The organism is Frankia sp. R43, from assembly GCF_001306465.1.
GTDB lineage: Bacteria > Actinomycetota > Actinomycetes > Frankiales > Frankiaceae > Parafrankia > Parafrankia irregularis.
In genome coordinates, this window is sequence record NZ_LFCW01000003.1 from 544,776 (window position 1) to 564,399 (window position 19,624).

At 73.3% G+C, this 19,624-nt stretch carries 12 protein-coding genes; 6 read left to right on the forward strand and 6 right to left on the reverse strand.

Features of this window, described 5'->3' with window-relative positions; genetic code table 11:
* Window positions 1-23: 23 nt before the first annotated feature.
* Complete coding sequence (locus ACG83_RS15865; protein WP_054566962.1) at window positions 24-845, forward strand: ABC transporter ATP-binding protein; 822 nt, start codon at window positions 24-26, stop codon at window positions 843-845.
* An 11-nt stretch (window positions 846-856) separates the two neighbouring features.
* Window positions 857-3,388, forward strand: coding sequence for an ABC transporter permease (locus tag ACG83_RS15870; protein ID WP_083473280.1), 2,532 nt, complete (start codon window positions 857-859; stop codon window positions 3,386-3,388).
* Here the strand turns inward: ACG83_RS15870 and ACG83_RS15875 are convergent.
* From ACG83_RS15875 to rfbB, 4 genes are all read right to left on the reverse strand, one after another.
* Window positions 3,385-10,221 carry a type I polyketide synthase gene (locus tag ACG83_RS15875; protein ID WP_054566963.1) on the reverse strand — a complete coding sequence of 2,279 codons (6,837 nt, stop codon included), beginning with the start codon at window positions 10,219-10,221 and terminating at the stop codon, window positions 3,385-3,387. The two genes, ACG83_RS15870 and ACG83_RS15875, sit on opposite strands and share 4 nt — an antisense overlap.
* 73 nt (window positions 10,222-10,294) lie before the next feature.
* Entirely contained in the window at window positions 10,295-12,097 is a 1,803-nt protein-coding gene (locus tag ACG83_RS15880; protein ID WP_116437362.1) for a PfaD family polyunsaturated fatty acid/polyketide biosynthesis protein, read from the reverse strand.
* The gene (locus ACG83_RS15885) at window positions 12,094-13,299 is read right to left on the reverse strand and encodes an SDR family oxidoreductase (protein ID WP_054566964.1); all 1,206 of its coding nucleotides are present in this window, start codon (window positions 13,297-13,299) and stop codon (window positions 12,094-12,096) included. The genes ACG83_RS15880 and ACG83_RS15885 overlap by 4 nt, the downstream gene beginning before the upstream one ends.
* Window positions 13,300-13,585: 286 nt before the next feature.
* Window positions 13,586-14,590: a dTDP-glucose 4,6-dehydratase gene (gene rfbB, locus ACG83_RS15890; protein ID WP_054566965.1), complete on the reverse strand. Its 1,005-nt coding sequence runs from the start codon at window positions 14,588-14,590 to the stop codon at window positions 13,586-13,588.
* A 281-nt stretch (window positions 14,591-14,871) separates the two neighbouring features.
* Here rfbB and ACG83_RS15895 point away from each other — a divergent pair, with 281 nt between their 5' ends.
* The 3 genes from ACG83_RS15895 to ACG83_RS15905 all read left to right on the forward strand — a co-directional run bounded on the left by ACG83_RS15895 (window position 14,872) and on the right by ACG83_RS15905 (window position 18,423).
* Window positions 14,872-16,485 (forward strand): circularly permuted type 2 ATP-grasp protein, encoded by a 1,614-nt coding sequence (locus ACG83_RS15895; protein WP_054566966.1) that lies wholly within the window; start codon window positions 14,872-14,874, stop codon window positions 16,483-16,485.
* A complete protein-coding gene (locus ACG83_RS15900; RefSeq protein ID WP_054566967.1) occupies window positions 16,479-17,423 on the forward strand; it encodes an alpha-E domain-containing protein in 945 nt (314 codons plus the stop codon). The genes ACG83_RS15895 and ACG83_RS15900 overlap by 7 nt, the downstream gene beginning before the upstream one ends.
* 154 nt (window positions 17,424-17,577) lie before the next feature.
* Window positions 17,578-18,423, forward strand: coding sequence for a transglutaminase family protein (locus ACG83_RS15905; RefSeq protein ID WP_054566968.1), 846 nt, complete (start codon window positions 17,578-17,580; stop codon window positions 18,421-18,423).
* Between the two features lie 28 nt (window positions 18,424-18,451).
* Here the strand turns inward: ACG83_RS15905 and ACG83_RS15910 are convergent, their stop codons facing one another.
* A complete protein-coding gene (locus tag ACG83_RS15910) occupies window positions 18,452-18,646 on the reverse strand; it encodes a ferredoxin (protein ID WP_054566969.1) in 195 nt (64 codons plus the stop codon).
* A gap of 218 nt (window positions 18,647-18,864) precedes the next feature.
* Window positions 18,865-19,431: a YceI family protein gene (locus tag ACG83_RS15915; RefSeq protein ID WP_006538890.1), complete on the reverse strand. Its 567-nt coding sequence runs from the start codon at window positions 19,429-19,431 to the stop codon at window positions 18,865-18,867.
* Between the two features lie 27 nt (window positions 19,432-19,458).
* On the opposite strand from ACG83_RS15915, the gene ACG83_RS45420 reads away from it, so the two are divergent.
* Window positions 19,459-19,602: a hypothetical protein gene (locus ACG83_RS45420; RefSeq protein WP_161934767.1), complete on the forward strand. Its 144-nt coding sequence runs from the start codon at window positions 19,459-19,461 to the stop codon at window positions 19,600-19,602.
* The last annotated feature ends 22 nt before the right edge of the window (window positions 19,603-19,624 follow it).

Genomic DNA, 19,624 nt, shown 5'->3' on the forward strand with positions numbered 1-19,624 from the left:
GCAGGCTGGCGAGTGGGGGGTCGGTGCGCTGGAGCCGTGGCGACGCTGATCGCCCAGACTGTCCGGATCGTCCGGATCTCGGCGATCACAGAGATCACAGAGGTCGTACGGACAGCGCGGGGAGTGGCACGTCCGGCGCGCGGCTGGCGCTGGACGGGGTCGGCCGGCGCTACGGGGCCGGTGAGTCGGCGGTCACCGCGCTGGCCGGAGTGAGCCTGCGGGTGGAGGGCGCCGCCTTCATCGTCATCCTCGGTCCGTCGGGCTGTGGGAAGACGACACTGCTCAACCTCGTCGGCGCCCTCGACACCCCCACCTGCGGCACGGTGACGCTGGACGGGGCCGACCTGGCCGGTGCCTCCCGCCGCCGCCGCCGCGAGGTCCGGCGCCGGACCGTGAGCTTCGTGTTCCAGTCGTTCAACCTGTTCCCGGCGCTGACCGCGGGGGAGAACGTCCGCTTCGGCGCCGACGCGGCCGGTCGCGGCCAGGCCCGGGAGACCACCGAACGGCTGCTGGCCGAGGTGGGCCTGGGGCATCGGGCCGACCATTTTCCCCACCAGCTCTCCGGCGGTGAGCAGCAGCGGGTGGCCATCGCGCGTGCCCTGGCGACCGGCAACCCGATCCTGCTCGCCGACGAGCCCACCGGTGAGCTGGACTTCGGGACCGGTGTGCAGATCCTCGCCCTGCTGCGGGCACAGGCCGACGCGGGCCGCACGGTCCTGGTGGTCACGCACAACCGGGAGATCGCCCGGGTCGCCGACCGGGTGGTCGAGCTGTCCAGCGGTCACGTCGTGGCGGACGGCCCGCCGCCCGACGGGTCCATCCCCGTGTCCGACCTGCGCTGGTAGGCGGGCCTGCCGTGGGGGTCGGATCGACGGGGGACCGGTCGGCGGCGGCCGGGTCGGTGGCCCTGTGGCTGCGCTGGTCGTGGCGGGACCTGCGCCAGCGCTGGCTGCTGGTGCTCGCGCTCGCCGTCACGATCGGTCTCGGCACCGGCCTGTACGCCGGGCTGTCCAGCTCCTCGCAGTGGCGGCGGCAGTCCTACGACGCCAGCTTCGCCCAGCTCCACGTCCACGACCTGCGCGTGCACCTGGACGCCGGGAGCACGGTCGAGCAGGGCCGGCTCGCCGGTCTCGTCCGCTCCCTGCCGAGCGAGCCGGATGTGGCCGGCGTCGCCGAGCGGCTGATCTTCCCGACGGAGGTCGAGGTCACCGCCGGTGGGCAGGACGTCCTCGCGCGTGGTGAGGTCGTCGGGACCGACCTGACCGCGTCGCCGCCGGTCGACTCCGTCGGGGTCGAGGCCGGCCACGGGCTCGGTGTGTCCGCGGGCGGTGCGGCCGCGTCCGCGGCCGCGGGCGGACGGCCCGTCGGCGTGCTGGATCGCACGTTCGGGCGGGCGAACCACCTGCCGCCGACCGGAACCGTCCGGATCAGCGGCGGCACCGAGGTCACCTATGTCGGGCAGGGCCAGTCGCCCGAGTACTTCGTCCTGCCGGGGGAGCAGCCGGGCCTGATCACCCAGACCGGGTTCGCCGCGCTGTTCACCTCGCTCCCGACCGCGCAGCGCCTGGCCGGCCTGCCGGGCCGGGTCAACGACGTGGTGCTCACCGTCCGCCCGGGCACCGACGTCGACGCCGTGCGGGCGCAGCTGTCCGCAGCGCTGGCCGCGAGCTTCCCGGACGTCAGTGCGACCGTCACGAACCGGGACGAACTGGCGTCCTACCAGCTCCTCTACGACGCGATCGACAGCGACCAGCGGCTGTGGGACGTGCTGGCCGTCCTCGTGCTGGCCGGTGCGGTCTTCGCCGCGTTCAACCTGGTCGGCCGGGCGGTCGACGCCCAGCGGCGGGAGATCGGCATCGCCATGGCGCTCGGTGTGCGTCCCGGCCTGCTCGCGCTGCGGCCACTGCTGCTCGGCGTGCAGGTGGCGGTGCTCGGTGTCGTCGCCGGCCTCGGCGTCGGCCTCCTGGTCGCCGCGGCCATGGGCTCGCTGATGCGTGACATCGGCCCGCTGCCCCACTGGCACACCGACTTCCAGCCCGCCATCTTCGCCCGCGCCGCGGTCATCGGGCTGCTGCTTCCCCTGCTCGCCGCCGTCGGGCCGGTCCTGCGGGTGGTGCGTTCCGAGCCGGTCGACGCGATCCGGGTCAGCGCGGTCGCCGGCCGCTCCAGCGCGCTGGTGCGGGCCGTGCGGCGGCTGCCGTCTCCCGGCGGGAGCATTCGGCGGATGCCGGTGCGCAACCTGGCCCGTACCCCGCGCCGGACGCTGCTGACCGCCCTGGGCATCGCCGCGGCCATCACCGCCCTGGTCGTCTTCACCGGTCAGCTCGACACGTTCAACCGGACGACCGACAGCGCCGAGGCGGAGCTGACCACCGGCGCCGCGGACCGCCTGCGGGTGACGCTGCCCGAGGTGGAACCGGTGGACGGGCCGACCGTCGCCGCCGTCCGCCGCCTGCCCGCGGTCGCGGAGGTCGACGCCGGCCTGGCACTCCCGGGGCAGCTGCTGCCGTCCGGTGCCGGCGCTGGGCCTGGTGCGAGTACGGGCGCTGGTGCCGGCGTGAACGTGCTCACCTACGTCTTCGCCTACGACCACGCGATGTGGACCCCTCGAGTGACCGACGGCGGGCCCACCGGCGGACTGCTCATCGCCCAGAAGGCCGCCGAGGACCTGGGCGTCGAGCCCGGGGACACGGTGACACTGCGTCATCCGGCCCGGGTCGACGGCGGGCTGCGGACCGTCGACACGCCGCTGCGGGTGGCCGGTATCCACGCGTTCCCGGTGCGTTCGGTGGTGTTCCTCGACAGTGGGTCCGCCGGTGCGTTCAACCTGACCGGTGTGACGAACTCGCTGATGGTCCGGCCCGCGCCCGGCTATGACGAGAACGCGACGACCCGGGCGGTCCTCGCCGTCCCGGGGGTGGGCGCCGTCGTGCCGGCCACAGCGAGTACCGAGGAGATCCGCGCGCTGTTGCGCAACTTCGTCGGCATCCTGCGGATCGCCGAGCTCATCGTGCTCCTGCTCGCCCTGCTCATCGCCTACAACGCGATGACCATCGCGATGGAGGAGCGCCGCCGCGAGCATGCGACCATGCTCGCGTTCGGCCTGCCGGAGCGCACCGTGCTCGGCCTGACCGTGGCCGAGAGCGCGCTGGTCGGCCTGCTCGGGACGCTGCTGGGCCTGCTCGCCGGCTACTGGGCGCTTCGGTACACGGTCGAGGTGCTGGTCGCCGAGACCCTGCCCGACCTCGGGATCCCGGCGACCCTGTCCGCGCGGACGGTGGCCACCAGCCTGCTGCTCGGGGTGCTGACGGTGGCGGCGGCCCCCCTGCTGGCCGCGCGGCGCGTGCGCCGGATGGACGTCCCGGCCGCGCTGCGCGTCGTCGACTAGGCCCGCGGGCGGACCCCCTGGGCGGTTTTCACCCGGTCGGGCCGCAGGACCAGCTCCACGCCGATCAGCTCGATCCGGGCGGCACCGTCGTCGTCGACGACCGCGACATCGCAGAAGGTGACGCTGTCGCCGTTCATCCCCGCCGCCAGCACGACCGCGCGGGCCGGCCGGGTCAGCAGGCCGGGCTGGTGGATGCGGCACTCCCGGACGGCCACCGGCAGGGCGCCGCCGAGCACCCGCCAGGCCCAGACACCGGCGAGCTGCATCCCGCCGTCCAGGGCCGCGACGTCGAGGTACCAGTCGGCGCCGCCGCCCCAGTCCAGCGCGTCGACCCCGACGACGACGGCCTCCGCGCCCTGTTCGGACATGGCCGTCATCTGGGTGATGGCCTGGAAGCGGGGGCCGTGGAAGAGGGCGTCCTGGGCGTAGATGCGGGTCTGGTCCTGATCCGGGCCGCCGGGGATCAGTCCGTCCGGAGTCGGCCAGGAACCGTCGGCGGAGCCGGCCGCCCCGGACGGCCCGGACGGCCCGCGTCGGCGGTCGGGCTGGCGGGTCAGCCGCGCGGAGTACCGGGGCGCGCCGTCATCGCCGTACAGCCGCAGGACCAGCTCCGGCGGGCCGGGCGTGCCCGCCCGCTCGGGTGCGCCGGCCGCGTCGGCCGTGTCGGCGCGGACCAGCAGGTGGTGGCCCTGGTCGGCCAGGTGGGGGAGCGAGGCCTTGCGCAGCACCCGCAGATCCCGCAGGAGCAGGCCGGACTCGACGTCACGGGTGCTGGCCCGTGCCCCCCGCGCCAGCCAGTCGAGGGCCAGCGCCAGCGGCGCCACCGCCGTGCCGGCCGGGCTGTGGTCCGAAAGCCAGGAATGGGTCTGCCGGCGCACGGTGACCTGCCCCAGCAGCCCGGCCCTCGCCCAGCCGGCACCGTCGGCCGTGTCGTCGGACCGGTCGAGGACGTCCAGATGATCAACGGCGGTGGCGTTGGGGCCCGACGCGGCGATCATGATCCGGGGATCCGGCCGGTGCCGGGCGATCTCGTCGGCGAAGGCGGCGGCGCCCCGGGCGACCGGGATGGCCGCGACACCGGCCTGGGCGAAGACGCCGGCGAGCAGCGGGTCGACCATGCCCCCGGCCCACGGCCCCCAGGCGATCGACCGGACCACCCGATCGCCGCGATCGCCCGCCCGATCACCCGACTGATCGCCCGCCCGGCTGTCGCCGGGTCGCGCGGCCTCCCCGCCCGCCGCGAGCACCGAGGCCACCTGATCCACAGTGGCGTTGGCCATCGCGTAGTCGCACTGGCCGGCGTTCCCGAACCAGCCGGTCACCGAGGAGAACAGGCAGATCAGGTCGAGTGGGTCGTCGCGCAGCTGGGTGAGCATGGTCAGCAGGCCACCGGCCTTCGTGGCGAGAACCCGGTGGAACGCCTCGTCCGACTTGTCGGGGATGAGCTTGTCCGCGAGGGTTCCGGCACCGTGGACGAACGCGGTCACCGGCCCCCACTCCCGCCGGATCTCGCCGAGCGCCGCCGACACCGCGTCGGCGTCGCGCACGTCGGCGACCAGGTAGCGGGCCGGGACGCCGAGCTCCGCCAGCGCGGCGAGGGTGGCACGCACCTCGCGGACGGCGAGCACCTCGCGTGCCTCGGCGCGGATCCGCGCCGGTCCCACCTCCGGACCGCGCTGGGACGCCAACAGCTGGATCAGCCCGGCCTCGTCCGTCGCCGCCGCCAGGCCCGCCGGCTCGTCCGTCAGCCTGGTGCGACCCAGCAGCGCCAGCCGTGGGCGGTAGCGCCGCGCCAGTTCCAGCATGGCGGCGGCGGTGATCCCGCGAGCCCCGCCGGTGGCGACCACCACCGAGTCGGGGCCGAGGCGCAGCCCCGCCTGCGGGCTCGCCCCGGTCCGGCCTGCGCCGGACGTCGCGAGCGGGGCCGGCACCGTCCGGGCGGCGACGCGGGTGCCGCCGGCCGACAGCCCGACATCCCGTTCGGCGCCGCCCCAGAGCAGCTCCTGCGCGATGGCGGCGGCCACCTGGCCGGCGTCCCGCCCACCCCGCTCACAGTCGATGGCCTTCACCGAAGCCTCCGGCCACTCGGTGCCCGCGGCGCGGGCCAACGCGGCCAGACCGCCGAGCCAGGCCCGGTCGCCGTGGCGGCCGGACAGCCCGAAGTCGCCACCGGTGTCCTGGACGGTCACGAGGACGCCGGCGCGGGCCACGGCGGTGGCGGCGGCCGCGCGCACCCAGCGGAAGGACTCCTCCTGAACCGCCAGGGCCGCCACCGCCGCCGGCTGTGCCGGCTGGGTGGCGCCGAGCTCGGCCAGCGCGCCGAGCAGGATCAGGCCACCGGTCTCGGCGGGCAGCATGCCGTCCGGGGACAGCTCATTGCCCGGGGGTGACGTGCCGTCCGGCTTCGGCTGGTCACCGCCCCGGACCGTCACGTCGAGGCCGGCCGCCCGCAGCCGGTCCGCCAGCGGTGCGGCCACCCCGCTCCCGCCGTCGACGATCACCAGGGGTCCCAGGCCCAGCCCCGGCAGCGCCAGTCCGGGAGCCGGTGCCCGGACGACCGCCTCGACCGAGGCGGTCAGCCCGGCCGCGTCGTCGGATCCGCCTCCGCCCTGACCGGTTGGCGCGCCGCCTCGAAAGGGGGCCTCACCCCCGGCGGCCGGTGCGGCCGGGTCGTCGGGGGCCGGCTGCTGCCCGGTCGGCTGCCCCACCTGGACGTTCTGGCCGCCGGCCGCCTCGTTCGCCAGCGGGCTGGTACCGGCCGCGGCTCCGGCCTCATCCCCGGCTCCGGCCTCGCCCCCGGCAGCCTCGTCGATGTGCCGGCGGATCAGCTCCACCACGTCGCGCAGTGTCCGGGCCGCGCCCAGCTCGGCGATGTTGTCGCCCTCGCTCATGTCGAGCACCGCGTCGCCCGCGTGCTGGCGCAGCGCGGACAGGATCTCGATCTTCTTCAGCGAGTCGATGCCGAGGTCGTTCTCCATCTCCATGTCCAGCGAGAGCACCGAGACCGGATAACCGGTGCGCTCGGCCACGGTGTCGATCAGCAGCCGTGCGATCTCCTCGGGATCAGGTGCGGCCGCAGGCGGCGGAGGCATGGGCTCGGAGGTCTGCGGTGGCTGCATCGCCACATCCGGTGCCGCGCTCGTCGGGGTGCCGGCGGGCGCGCCGACGGGCGTGGGGCTGGGCGCTTCCTGGGCAGGGGCGGCCGGCACCGGGGCTACCTGGGCAGGGGCCGCGACGGGTGTCGCGATGGGGACGGGGGCAGGGGCGGGAGCGGGGGCGAGCGGTGCCGGTGGGCTGGACGCAGCCTCGGTGTACAGGACGTCCCCGGCGACCGCTTCGTCCTGCCCGGCGAGCAGCCAGGTGAAGGCAGTGCCCGACATGCGCAGGAACTCCAGGTGCGCCTCGGTCATGAGCTGCGCGAAGGCGGTGTGCGCCTCCGTGGTCCGCCGGTGTACGTCGACGAGTGCGGCCGACCAGGCCGATCCCGGCATGTCGATCGCCCCCGGCGCCGCCGTCGCGCCGGGCACCGCCATGGGCTCAGACGTCGAAACGGGCTCCGGTAGCGGCATCGCGTCCGGCGGTGCCACGGCCGCCGGCGGTGCCATCGGCTCCGGAGACGCCGCGGTCGCGGGCGGTGCCGTGCTCGCGGGCGGTGCCATGGCCTCCGGCGGTGTCATGGTCTCCGGGGACGCCGTGGTCTGTCGCGGTGCCGTGGCCTGCGGCGATGGCGTCGGTTCCGCCGGGGCGGGGGACGGCCGCGGCGGCGTGACCGGTGCCGGCGAGGACAGGCCGCGCGTCGGATAGTGCCCGTTACCGGTCCCGTTCGGTGGCACCGTGACAGAGCCGGCGGAGACCTGCGCCTCGCGTGACCCGGTCGACATGCCCAGATGCCCGTAGTTCGCTCCGTCGATCTCCATCGTCATCACCGGCCTCCGGGTCGGCGTCGCGGGTCGCGGTGCGTCCGTGACCAGACGCAGGTCGAGGGGCACGCCGTGCACGGCCAGCAGGCCCAGAGCGGACTGGAGCGACGCGTCACCGTCCTGCCCGGGGCGGTCCAGGCTGACGGCGACGTGGTCACGGCCATCGAGGATCTGCCCGACCAGCCCGGTCAGCGTGGAACCGGGGCCGACCTCGACGAACACCCGCGCCCCGGACGCGTACAGGGCCTCGATCTCGTCCAGGAACAGCACGGGCGAGGTGAGCTGCTCGGCGATCCGGTCGCGGATCAGCTCCGGGTCGTCGGGGTGCGGCCTTCCGTCGAGTCCGGCGTGCACCGGAATCCGCGGCGGGCGCATCGGCACGTCGTCGAGGAATCGTCGCAGCGGGTCGCGGGCCGCGCGGACCAGCGGGCAGTGGAAGGCCGTGGCCGTGTCCAGCCAACGGGTGGTGACGCCGTCGGCGGCGAGCCGTTCGCGCATGGCCTCCAGGCACTCGCCGGAGCCGGAGAGAACGACCTGGCGGGGAGCGTTGTGGTTCGTCAGCCATACCTCGGAGAGCCCGGCCCCGTCGATCACGGAGATCACGTCGTCGCGCGCGGCCGACACGGCGAGCATCCGGCCCGGTGTCGTGGCGATGGTCCGGCGCATCAGCTCACCGCGGAAGTGGGCGAGCCGGATGAGCTGGTCCGCGTCGAAGACCCCGGCCGCGTGCAGGGCGGTGAGCTCACCGAAGCTGTGCCCGGCCACCGCGGCCGGCTCGACGCCGTAGGACGCCAGCACCGCGAGCAGGGCCAGGGAGTGGGCGGCGATGGCGGGTTGCGCGGCCGCGGTCAGCGCGTCCCGGTGCGCCGCGCGTTCGGCGGCGGTGAACGCCGGTGGCGGGAAGACGATCCGCCGCAGAGTGTCCGAGCCGTTCGCGGTGCTGCCGTTCGCCGAGCTGTTCGCCGCGCTGTCGCCGGCCGCGCTGCCGTTCGCGGGGCCACCGTTCGCCGGTTCGCCGATCTTCAGGTCGCCGAACCGGTCCCAGACCGCCTTCGCGGCCGGGTAGCGCACGGCCACGTCCACGCCCATCCCGCTGAACTGGCTGCCCTGGCCGGGGAAGAGGAAGACCGGCCGCGCGGATGGCGGCGCGCCGGCGGCGTAGTGCACGCCCCGCGGGCTGGTGAAGGACTGCCCTGGCCGCTGGGCGATCAGGTTCGCCGCCTGGTCGAGCGCCTCGGCGAGGCACTCGGTGGTGTTCGCGACCACCGCGAGCCGGGCGGGGTGGCGAGGGTCGAAGTCCGCGGCACGCTCGCGGGCGACCTCGGCTGGCGGGCGCGCCTCGACCGCGCGGACGGCCCTGAGGAGATCCTCCGGGGACTCGGCGGAGAACAGGATCAGCTCGCTCCCGGGACCGGGCCAGGACCGGTGCGTGGACGTCGACACCGTGGAACGGGGCGACTCGGTGGAACGGGACGACGCGGGCGCGTCGCCATCCGGCCGGTCGACCGGATCCGGGGCCTCCTCGACCGCGATGTGGAAGTTGATGCCGCCGAAGCCGAAGCTCGACACCGAGCCACGGCGCGGATAGGCGGCTGTGCGCAGCCACGGCCGGCTGACCGTGTTCAGGTAGAACGGCCCGGACTCGAGATCAAGGTCGGCGTTCGGCTCGCCGACCTTGATGGTCGGGGGGAGCACCCGGTGGTGCAGGGCGAGCACGACCTTGAGCAGGCCGGCCGCTCCGGCCGCCGACTTCGTGTGCCCGATCTGCGACTTCACCGACCCCAGCGCACACCAGCGCCGATCGGGACGCCCGCTCTCCCCGAACACCTCGGACAGTGCGTTCACCTCGATCCGATCTCCGACCGGTGTGCCTGTGCCGTGTGCCTCGACCAGTTCGACCGTGTCCGGCCCGTACCCGGCGTCGGCGTAGGCGGCCCGCACCGCGCGGACCTGGCCGCCGATCGCCGGCGCGTAGATCGCCTGGCCCTGGCCGTCGGACGACGACCCGATGCCCCGGATGACCGCGTAGATCCGGTCACCGTCACCTTGCGCGTCGGCGAGCCGCTTCAGCGCGACCATGCCGACCCCTTCGCCGAGCAGCGTTCCGTCCGCCGCGGCGGAGAAGGGCCGGCAGTCCTCGGACGGGGACAGCGCCGGTGTCTTGGAGAAGCTGACGAAGGTGGTCGGGTTGTTCAGCGCGTCCACCCCACCGGCGATGATCATGTCGGCCCGGCCGAGGACCAGCTCGTTCACGCCGGCGGAGACCGCCGCCAGCGAACTCGCGCAGGCCGCGTCGACGGTGTAGTTCACCGCGTGCAGGTCAAGCTTGTTCGCGACCCGGCCCGCGACGATGTTGCCCAGTCCGCCCGGCAGGGTGGCCTCCTGCCACTGCGGATAGTCCCGGAGCATGCGCTGGCAGATCCGCTCCGCCTCCTCGGGCGGGTAGCCCAGCTCGCGCAGGGTCCGCAGCCAGGTGGGCCGGCCCAGCCGGGTGGAGACCTCGGTCAGCAGCTCCAGGTTCCCGCTGCCGAGGATGATCCCGATGCCGCTGCGGTCGGCGGAGTCGTACCGGTCGCCCAGGGCGTCGCGAAGGGTCTGGTCGGCCACCAGCAGCGCGAAGAGCTGGGCTGTGTCCGTCGCGGGGATGATGTTGGGCGGTATGCCGAACCGGGTCGGGTCGAAGGCCACGGTGGGCAGGAAGGACCCGCGGCGGACGTAGGTCTTGTCCGGCGTGGTCGGGTCCGGGTCGTAGTAGTCGTCAACCAGCCAGTGGGACGGCGGGACCGTCGTGATCAGGTCCTCACCTCGGATGATCGAGGTCCAGAAGCCCGCGGCGTCGGTCGATCCCGGCATGATGGCCCCGACGCCGACCACCGCGATCGGGGGCTGTGGGGCGCGTTCGGCGTCCGACATCTGGTCATCCTCCTTGTCCGCCGGCCTGTCGCCGTCTGTTCTCCGTTCCCACCGTCTGGTCGCGAACGTCGGCCTATCGCGGTTCGAGGGGGCGTGGGGCGAACCGCGCGACCGGCATCGGGAGCCCACAGGCACGCAGCTGCTGGAAACGGGTGTGCACGACGGCGCCCTCGAGCAGGTTGAGCGCGATCTGGACGACGGACCGGTTGGCCGGATCGGCCAGATGGCTGCCGCGGACCCAGTCGTTGAAGGCACCCATCGCCGGCCCGCACCAGATCTGGTAGTCGGCGCGCCGGCCGGTGTCGCCGGCGAGCGCCCACCGCCCGGAGCTGCCCAGGTACCACCGGAACACCAGGGCCATCCGGTGTTTCGGATCGTGCGAGGCGCGGTCGAGCTGGCCGGGATCGCGCTGCTGCCAGTAGTCGCGGGTGCGTGCCCACACGTCGTCGAACGTGGCGCCGAAGACGTCCCGCTCCAGCCTGGCCCGGGCCGGGCCGTCGATCGCCTCCAGCGACGGGTACTGGCGATAGGCGTCGTAGAGCGCACCGGCCCTGGCCGCGTACATCGTTCCGCGGCGCAGCACCTGGACCTTCGCGCCGAGCTCGAACATGTCCGCCGCCGGGGCCATCGCCACGTCGGCGATGCCGGCCGACGCCAGCATCGCCTGCGCCGGCCCGGACTGCCCGGACTCGGCGCTCACCTGGTTCACCGACCCGGTGAGCACGTAGGCCGCGCCGAGCGCGAACGCCGCCGCGACCGCCTGGGGCGTGCCGAGCCCGCCGGCCGCGCCCACCCGGATCGGCTCGCGGTAGCCGAAACGCGCCACGACCTGGTCCCGGGTGGCCTGCACCGCGGGCAGCAGCACGCCCAGCGGGCGCCCGTCGGTATGCCCGCCGCTGTCGGCCTCGACGGTGATGTCCTGCGCGATCGGGATCCCGGCGGCCAGCTCCGCCTCCTCGGCGGTGATCTCACCGCGGGCGGCCAGCGTGCGCAGCACCGACACGGGTGCGGGCGACATGAACTGCTCGGCCACCTCCGGCCGGGAGATCTTGGCGAAGATCCGGCGGGCGCGAACCACCGTCCCGTCCGGGGCCCGCCGCAGCCCGTCCACCGCGCAGCGGACCACGGCCGGCGTGATCGTCATGAACGCCGACGCGCAGATGCGGGGAACCGGGTGCCGCAGCAGGATCGCGGCGGTGGCCTCCTCCAGCACCGGGATGCCGGGCGAGTGCAGCAGGTTCACGCCCCAGTTCGACCGGCCGGCCAGATCCCGGGCCAGGGTGCGGACGGCGTCCTCGATCCGGTCGGGAGCCAGCCCGCCCGAGCCGAAGAACCCCAGCATCTGCGCCCGGGCCATCGCCGTGACCAGGCCGGTGGTGGCGATTCCGGTGGCCATCTCGCCGGCGATGTAGGGGAAGCGCACCTGGTGTGCCTCGGTGAACGAGCGGTCACCCAGCCATTCCGGGTACAGCGGCGGCAGCGTCGCGACGACCGTGGGCCCGGATCCACGGCCGGGACCGACCCGGCCGCCGACTCCGAGGCCGAGTCCGGTTCCCCGGCCGGGCACCGACAGCAGGTGCGCTGGCTCGCGTACCAGGCGTGCGGCCGCCGCCAGCTCCGGCCCGGTGAACGCGGCCGGCTGGGTCCCCGGCTGCCAGGTCGGCGGGCCGTACGCGGGCCGGCCGACCGGTGCGGCGCCGCGGATGTCGGGCCGCGCCACGCCGCGGGTCCCGAGCCGTGCCGCGCCGCGGGTCCCGACCGGGGCCGTGCCACGTGCGCCGACTCGTGTCGCGCCGGTCGTCGGCCGCCCGGTCGTCGGCCGCCCGGTCGTCGGCCGTCCCGTCGTCGGTCGCCCGGTCGTCGGTCGCCCGGTCATCGGGCGCCCTCCGGGGCGAGGGCGGCGCGCAGGCGCTCGGACAGCGCCTGGTCGAGATCATGGTCTCCCAGGGCGTCGCGAGTCTTCGGGGCGGTCGCGGCGCCGATCGCGGACAGCAGGTAGTCCCGGTCGACCGTGGTGTCGGACGTCCGCTCACCCAGCGTGGTCCGCGCCCGGGTGTCGTCGAAGACGTGCCGATGTTCCAGGTACCTGGGGAACCCCGGGATTCGGTAGATCAGCTCCTCGAGCGCGGTCGGATCCCGTGGGTAGTCGGCGACCAGCTGCATCCGTACCGCGAGCTGGCTCTCCAGCAGCTCGCACAGGGTCGAGACCGGCAGGTTCTCGCCGTGCACGATGTGAAACGTGCTGACCCCGCGCGGGCGGACCCGCTGCGCGATCCGGACCATGTCCCGCGCGGCGTCCTCGACCGGCATCATGTTCCAGCTGGCACGGGGGTTGCCCACGATGCGGAGGGTCCGGACGCGGCCCGGGTCCTGCGGGCCGGTGCCGAGCCCCCGGTCGACGGCCAGCGCGGCGACCGTCACGATCGCCCGGGTGACGGCCGTCAGCGTCTGCTCGGGCAGGTCGGGGCGCGGCGGCTGGTCCGTGACGAGGATGCTCGGCCGGTACACGACGGCCGGGCGGCCGGTTGCGGCCGACCATTCGTGGACGAGCACCTCGGCGTCGTACTTCGTGTGCTCGTAGTCGGTCTCGAAGCCGTCCGCGGGCCGGGCGAGGTCATCCTCGTAGATGACCGGATCGGACCTGCGGCCCACCACGAACGCGGTGCTCACATGGTGGACGACCGGCCGGCGCGCGCCGGCGGCCGCCAGCTCCAGGACGTGCCGGGTGCCGTCGACGTTCACCCGCCGCAGGTCCGCGAGCTCGCCGCTGAGGCTGGTGGACGCGGCGGAGTGCCACAGGACGTCGATCTGGTCGGCCAGCTCCTCGAAGGCGGCCTCGGTCAGGCCCAGCCGCGGCCGTGCGACGTCGACGTCCACGACCCGGACCCGGCGCAGCAGCTCCTCGGTCCGGCGCGGTCCGGCGCCGGTGGCCGTCAGGAAACAGGAGAGCCGGTCGATCGCCGCCGTGGATCCGGTGTGGGCGAGCAGGATCAGTGAATCGTCATGATCGCGATCGAGCAACGCCTGGACGAGACGGAGGCCGAGGAACCCGGTCGGGCCCGTTACCGCGGTTGCCATTGCGCATCACGCCCCTGACCAGCCGGGATACGGACGTGCCTCCCGGTGATCCGTGCGGGCGCGCAGCGGAATCCGTGCGCGGCCGAGGAAACGGGGCAGTTCCCCCCGACCCGGGATCAGAAGCCGGGAACACTCTTGCCGAGGGGGGATACCCGTTTGATAGGCCGGTAACAGTGTGGTCTCTCTTGGTGACCACGTGTTCGCGCCCGTTCGCCCGGCCGGTCTGGATCCGGCCCTCTGGATCAGGCCCTGCGGACCAGGCCGACCGGGCGGTTGGCCGCGATGCTCAGCTCTGCCAGGCGGTCTCCGTGACCGGGGAGCGCCCGATGAGGGGGCGCCACCAGGACTCGTTGTCGCGGTACCAGCCGATCGTCGCCTTCATCCCGTCGGCGAAGCTGATCCGGGGCTCCCACCCGAGCGCGGTGCGCAGCTTGCCGGAGTCGAGCAGGTAGCGGCGATCGTGGGAGGGGCGGTCGGGCACGATGGTCTTCAGCGACGCCGGCAGGCCCAGCTCACCGAGGATCATGTCCGCGATGGTCTCGATGTCGGCCTCGATCCCGCTGCCGACGTGGTACGTCTCGCCGACCGTGCCCCGTTCGAGCACCGCCTCGATGGCCCGGCAGTGGTCGATCACGTGCAGCCATTCGCGCCGGTTCTTCGTCGAGGCGTAGAGCGGCAGCGACTCGCCCTGCAGCGCCCGGGTCACGAACAGCGGGATGACCTTCTCCGGGAACTGGAAGGGCCCGTAGTTGTTCGAGCAGTTCGTGATCGTGATCGGCAGCCCGTAGGTGTACCCGTAGGCACGTACGGCATGGTCCGAGCCGGCCTTGGCGGCGTTGTAGGGCGTCCGCGGCAGGTAGGGCGAGTCCTCGGTGAACGCGCCCGGGTCGTCGAGATCCATGTCGCCGTAGACCTCGCAGGTGGAGATCTGGTGGAAGCGCGCGACACCGACCGTGCGCGCCGCCTCCAGCAGCGCCTGCGTGCCCATCACGTTGGTCGAGAAGAAGTCCCCGGGACGGATGATCGCGAGGCTGTTGTGCGACTCGGCGGCGAAGTTCACGACGACGTCGACCCGGTGCTCACGCAGCAGGGACTCGATCCGGTCACGGTCGCGGATGTCGCCGTGGACAAAGGTGATCCCCACCTCGATGTCCGCGAGGTTCTCCCGGCAGCCGGCGTAGGTCAGCGCGTCGAGCGCGACCACGCGGTCGCCCGGGTGCGTGCCCAGCCAGTACCGGACGAAGTTGGACCCGATGAATCCGGCAGCTCCGGTCACCAGCAGAGTCGTCATCCGTTCGCCTTTCGCCGCGTCATTCGGTGCATCGTCGCATCGGTCGCAGGTACATACTCGCCTACGCCCGGCGCCGGCCGGCGGTGAGGCCCACCCCGCGTCGCCCGATGGCCGACGGGCGCTCGGCAGCCGGCACGCAGCCGGCACGCGGCCTGCGGTCAGCTGGCGGGCAGCCAGTGGGCAGGCGGCGGACCGACACCGGAGCGTCGTGTGCTGAAGATCGTCTGACCAGCGACGATGCCGACATGCGGAGGTAACACGGAACCCCTACGCTGCAGCCCGTGGCCGACCTGTTCGAGGGGTATGCGGCGGAGGTCGTTGCGGCGGCTGCGTGGGACGAGGTCTTCGACCCGACCCACCGCCCCCGGGATGTGTACTCCGCCCTGCACGACGCGCTCCAGCCGCTGAGCAGCGCCGACCTTGCTGCCCGCAAGGTGGCGTTGGACCGGGCCTTCCGGGACGCCGGCATCACCTTCAACCTCTTCGGGGAGGAACGTCCGTTCCCCCTGGATCTGGTCCCCCGGCTGCTCTCCGGGGACGAGTGGGACGTCATCGAACGCGGTGTCGTGCAGCGGGTGCGTGCCCTGGAGGCGTTCCTCGCGGACGTCTACGGGCCCGCCGAGGTGCTCGCGGACGGCATCGTGCCCCGCCGGCTCGTGCTGTCGAGCTCGCACTTCCACCGCGCGGCGCACGGCGTCGACCCGCCGAACGGTGTCCGTGCCCACGTCAGCGGCATCGACCTCGTCCGCGACGAGAACGGGGACTTCCGGGTCCTCGAGGACAACGTCCGCGTCCCGTCCGGAGTGAGCTATGTCATCGAGAACCGGCGGGCGATGACCCGGGTCTTCCCGGAGCTGTTCGCGACGCACCGGGTGCGTCCGGTGGCCGACTACGCCACCCATCTGCTGCACGCCCTGCGTGCGGCGGCTCCGCCCGAGGTCGCCGACCCGACCGTGGTCGTGCTCACCCCGGGGGTCTACAACGCTGCCTACTTCGAGCACGCGCTGCTGGCCCGGCAGATGGGTGTCGAGCTGGTCGAGGGCCGGGACCTGTCAGTGCGCAACAACCGGGTCACGATGCGCACCACCGAGGGTGACCAGCCCGTGCACGTGATCTACCGGCGGGTCGACGACGACTGGCTCGATCCGCTGCACTTCCGCCCGGAGTCGATGGTCGGGTGCGCCGGCCTGCTGAACGTGGCCAGGGCCGGCAACGTGACGATCGCCAACGCGGTCGGCAACGGCGTCGCCGACGACAAGCTGATGTACACCTACGTCCCGGACCTCATCCGCTACTACCTGGGTGAGGAGCCGGTTCTTCGCAACATCGACACCTTCCGGCTGGAGGAGTCCGACCAGCGGGCGCACGTCCTGGACAACCTCGACACGCTGGTGGTCAAGCCGGTGGACGGCTCCGGCGGCAAGGGAATCGTCATCGGGCCGCAGGCGACCGAGGCGGAGCTCGCCGAGCTGCGGGCCCGGGTGCTGGGCGACCCGCGCGGCTGGATCGCCCAGCCGGTCGTGAAGCTCTCCACCTCGCCGACGCTCGCCGGCGACCGGCTCGGCCCGCGGCACGTCGACCTGCGCCCGTTCGCGGTCAACGACGGGAACCGGATCTGGGTGCTGCCCGGCGGCCTGACCCGGGTCGCGCTGCCCCGCGGCAGCCTGGTCGTGAACTCCAGCCAGGGCGGGGGCTCCAAGGACACCTGGGTGCTCGCCCCGGAACGGCTCGGCCGGGAGACCGCGCCGCCGGTCCGGCGAACCGGGCCGTCCCCGTCGGTGGCGCCCGGGCCCGACCTCGGCCCGCACTCGTCCGACGAGCAGCAGCAACAGCAGTCCGAGCAGCAGAACCAGGCCCGGTCGAGCGCGATGGGGGAGGAGGCGCAGGCGTGCTGAGCCGCATCGCCGAGTCGCTGTTCTGGATCGGCCGCTACGCCGAACGGGCCGAGTGCACCTCGCGCATCCTGGACGTGCACGTCCATCGGGTGCTGGAGGACCCGTGGCTCGACGAGACGTCCGCCGGCGCCCAGCTGCTCGCGGTCATGGGTGTCGTCGACCGCACCGAACCCGCGGACTCACGGTATGTCACCGAGGTGCTCGCCTACGACGCCACGAACTCGTCGAGCATCCGAGGATCGCTGTCGGCGGCGCGGGAGAACGCGCGCGGTGCCCGTGTCGTGGTCTCCAGCGAGGTCTGGGAATGCCTGAACGCCACCTGGAACGAGCTGCCGCACACCGAGGAGCTCGCCCGCCGGATGGGGCCGAACGTCTACTTCCGCTACGTGCGGGATCGCACGGCCATGCTCGCCGGCCTGGTCGACGCCACCCTGGCCCGCGACGACGGATGGCGCTTCCTCGTGCTCGGCCGGAGCATCGAGCGGGTCGACATGACCGCCCGGCTGCTGTCGTCCAGCATCAGTGAGGACCCCAACTCGCAGAGCTGGATCAGCCTGCTGCGTTCCTGCGGTGCGCACGAGGCCTACCTGCGGACCTACCGACGTGCCGTGGACGCGGCCCGGGTCTCGGAGTTCCTGCTGCTGGACCGGCTCTTCCCACGGTCCATCTACTGGTCGCTGGCGCTCGCCGAACAGATCCTGGGCGAGCTGGACACCGGTCGTGGGGTGGTGCGCGCGACCGTGGACGACGCCGCGCGCCGTAGCGTCGGGCGGGCCCGGACGGAGCTGGAGTTCCGCGGTATCGACGAGCTCGTCGCGGAGATGCCCGACCTGCTCGCGGCGCTGCAGCGGACCTGTTCGGCGGTGAGCGCGGCGGTGACGGCCCGCTACTTCGCCCGGGAGAGTCCGCACACCTGGGCCAGCGAGGTACCGGCCTGACCGGGCCGACCGGCGTACCGGGCTGTGGGGTCCGCGCTGTGCGATCACGGATCCGGTGGGCCGCGGCGCCGGGCTGTACGGGGCTGGGCTGTACGGGGCTGGGGGTTACGGAGCTGAGTGTTACGGAGCTGAGGGGACGAGGAGACACACGACGATGAGCTGGCAGATCCGGATCGAGCACTCGACGGGCTACCGGTATGCGAGCCCGGTGATCTCCTCGTACAACGAGGCGCGGATCATCCCCCAGACCGGGGACCGCCAGCTGACGCTGGAAGCCACGGTACGGACCGAGCCGGCCTCGTCCACCTACCGGTACTGGGACTACTGGGGGACCCAGGTCACCGCCTTCGACCTGCACACCCCGCACACCGAGCTCGTCGTCACCGGGCGTTCGGTGGTGCAGACGGCGCCCGCGCCGCAGCCCCCGGTGGACGTCCCGAGCTGGCGGGATCTCGCCGACGACACCGTCGCGGACAGGTTCGTCGAGTTCGTCCGGCCCACTGCCTCGACCCCGGAGCACCCCGAACTGGTCGCGGCGGCCCGCGAGCTCGCCGCCGTCCACAGCCCCGCGGACTTCCTGCCCGCCGTCGGTGACTGGGTGCGGGAGAAACTGACCTACCAGCCCGGGACGACGGAGGTGCGCACGTCCGCCGTCGAGGCCTGGGAGCAGGGGGTCGGGGTCTGCCAGGACTTCGCCCACCTGGCCCTGGTGCTGATGCGGGCCGCGGGCCTGCCGGCGCGATACGTGTCGGGCTACCAGCATCCGTCGGCGGACGCCGAGGTGGGGGAGACCCTCAGCGGGCAGAGCCATGCCTGGGTCGAGGGCTGGCTCGGCCAGTGGTGGGCCTTCGACCCGACCAACGGGGTGCCGGCCGGCGAACAGCATGTCGTCGTCGCGCGCGGGCGTGACTACCACGACGTGCCGCCCCTGCAGGGCGTGTACTCGGGCGGTGAGTCGACGTCCCTCGGCGTGACGGTCGCGGTGACCCGCCTGGGCTGAACCCCGGGTGCAACGCCCAGCCGCCCGATCAGGCCTCGAGGATGCTGATCGCGTCGGTCGGGCAGGCCTCGGCGGCCTCATCAAGATCGTCTCGGAGGTCCTCGTCGGGCTCCTCGTCACGGAGATAGAGGTAGCCGTCGTCTCCGAGCTCGAAAACATCGGGTACCAGCTGGACGCAGGTGCCGCTGCTCGCACAGCGGTCGAAGTCGACGTGGACCTTCATCCGTTCGCTCCGGGGCTGGTCGCGGCCTCGATCGGGAGCGATGGTCCCACAGCGCGGCGGCCCGCGTCCGTGCTCTCGGCAACATGTCGACGACACGGCCTGGAGCACGGCGCGAGGTGCGCGCCTCGCGCCGTGCTCCAGGCCGCTGCCCGCGCTCTGTGATCTGCGGCGTGGCACTCGCGGCCCACGGTCCGTGGGCTGTGGCCGCGGCCCAGACGTCAGACCGACTTGATCGCGGAGACGTCCAGCTCGATCTTGATCTTGTCGCTGATCAGCACGCCGCCGGTCTCCAGCACGGCGTTGAACGTGATGCCGAAGTCCTTGCGGCTGATGCTCGTCGCGCCGGTGAAGCCGGCCCGGATGTTGCCGAACGGGTCCTTCGAGCTGCCCTCGAACGTGATCGCGAGCTCGACGGGCCGGGTGACGCCGCGGATGGTGAGGTCTCCGGTCAGCACGTAGCTGTCCTCGTCGGAGCCGGTCTTCGCGCCGGTGCTGACGAAGGTGATCGTCGGGAACTGCTCGACGTCGAGCAGGTCGGCCGATTTGACGTGCCCGTCGCGGTCAGGGGTGCCGCTGTCGAACGTGGCGGTCTCGATGGTCACGTTCGCCGTCGACGCGGTCGGGTTGGCGCCGTCGAGCTCGAGGGTTCCCTGCACGCCGGTGAACTGGCCGCGCACGGTGGTCACCATCGCGTGGCGGGCGGCGAAGCCGATCCGGGTGTGCGCGGGGTCGAGGGTCCAGGTGCCGGTCAGGTCGGTCAGGGGGGTGCTGGCTGGAGCGGTCATCGCGGATCTCCTCGTGGTGGTCGTCGCGTGTTGATGTCGCTGTCGCTGTCGCTGTCGGTGTCGGTGTCGCTCGCCGTGCCGCCGAGCCTGCTGGCGGGCCCGGCTTCGTTCGGTACGTTACTTGAGCCGTCAACCAAAGTGTTCGCGGGTCCATTCCGCATCTGTGGATGAGAAACGGATGTCCACAGTTAGG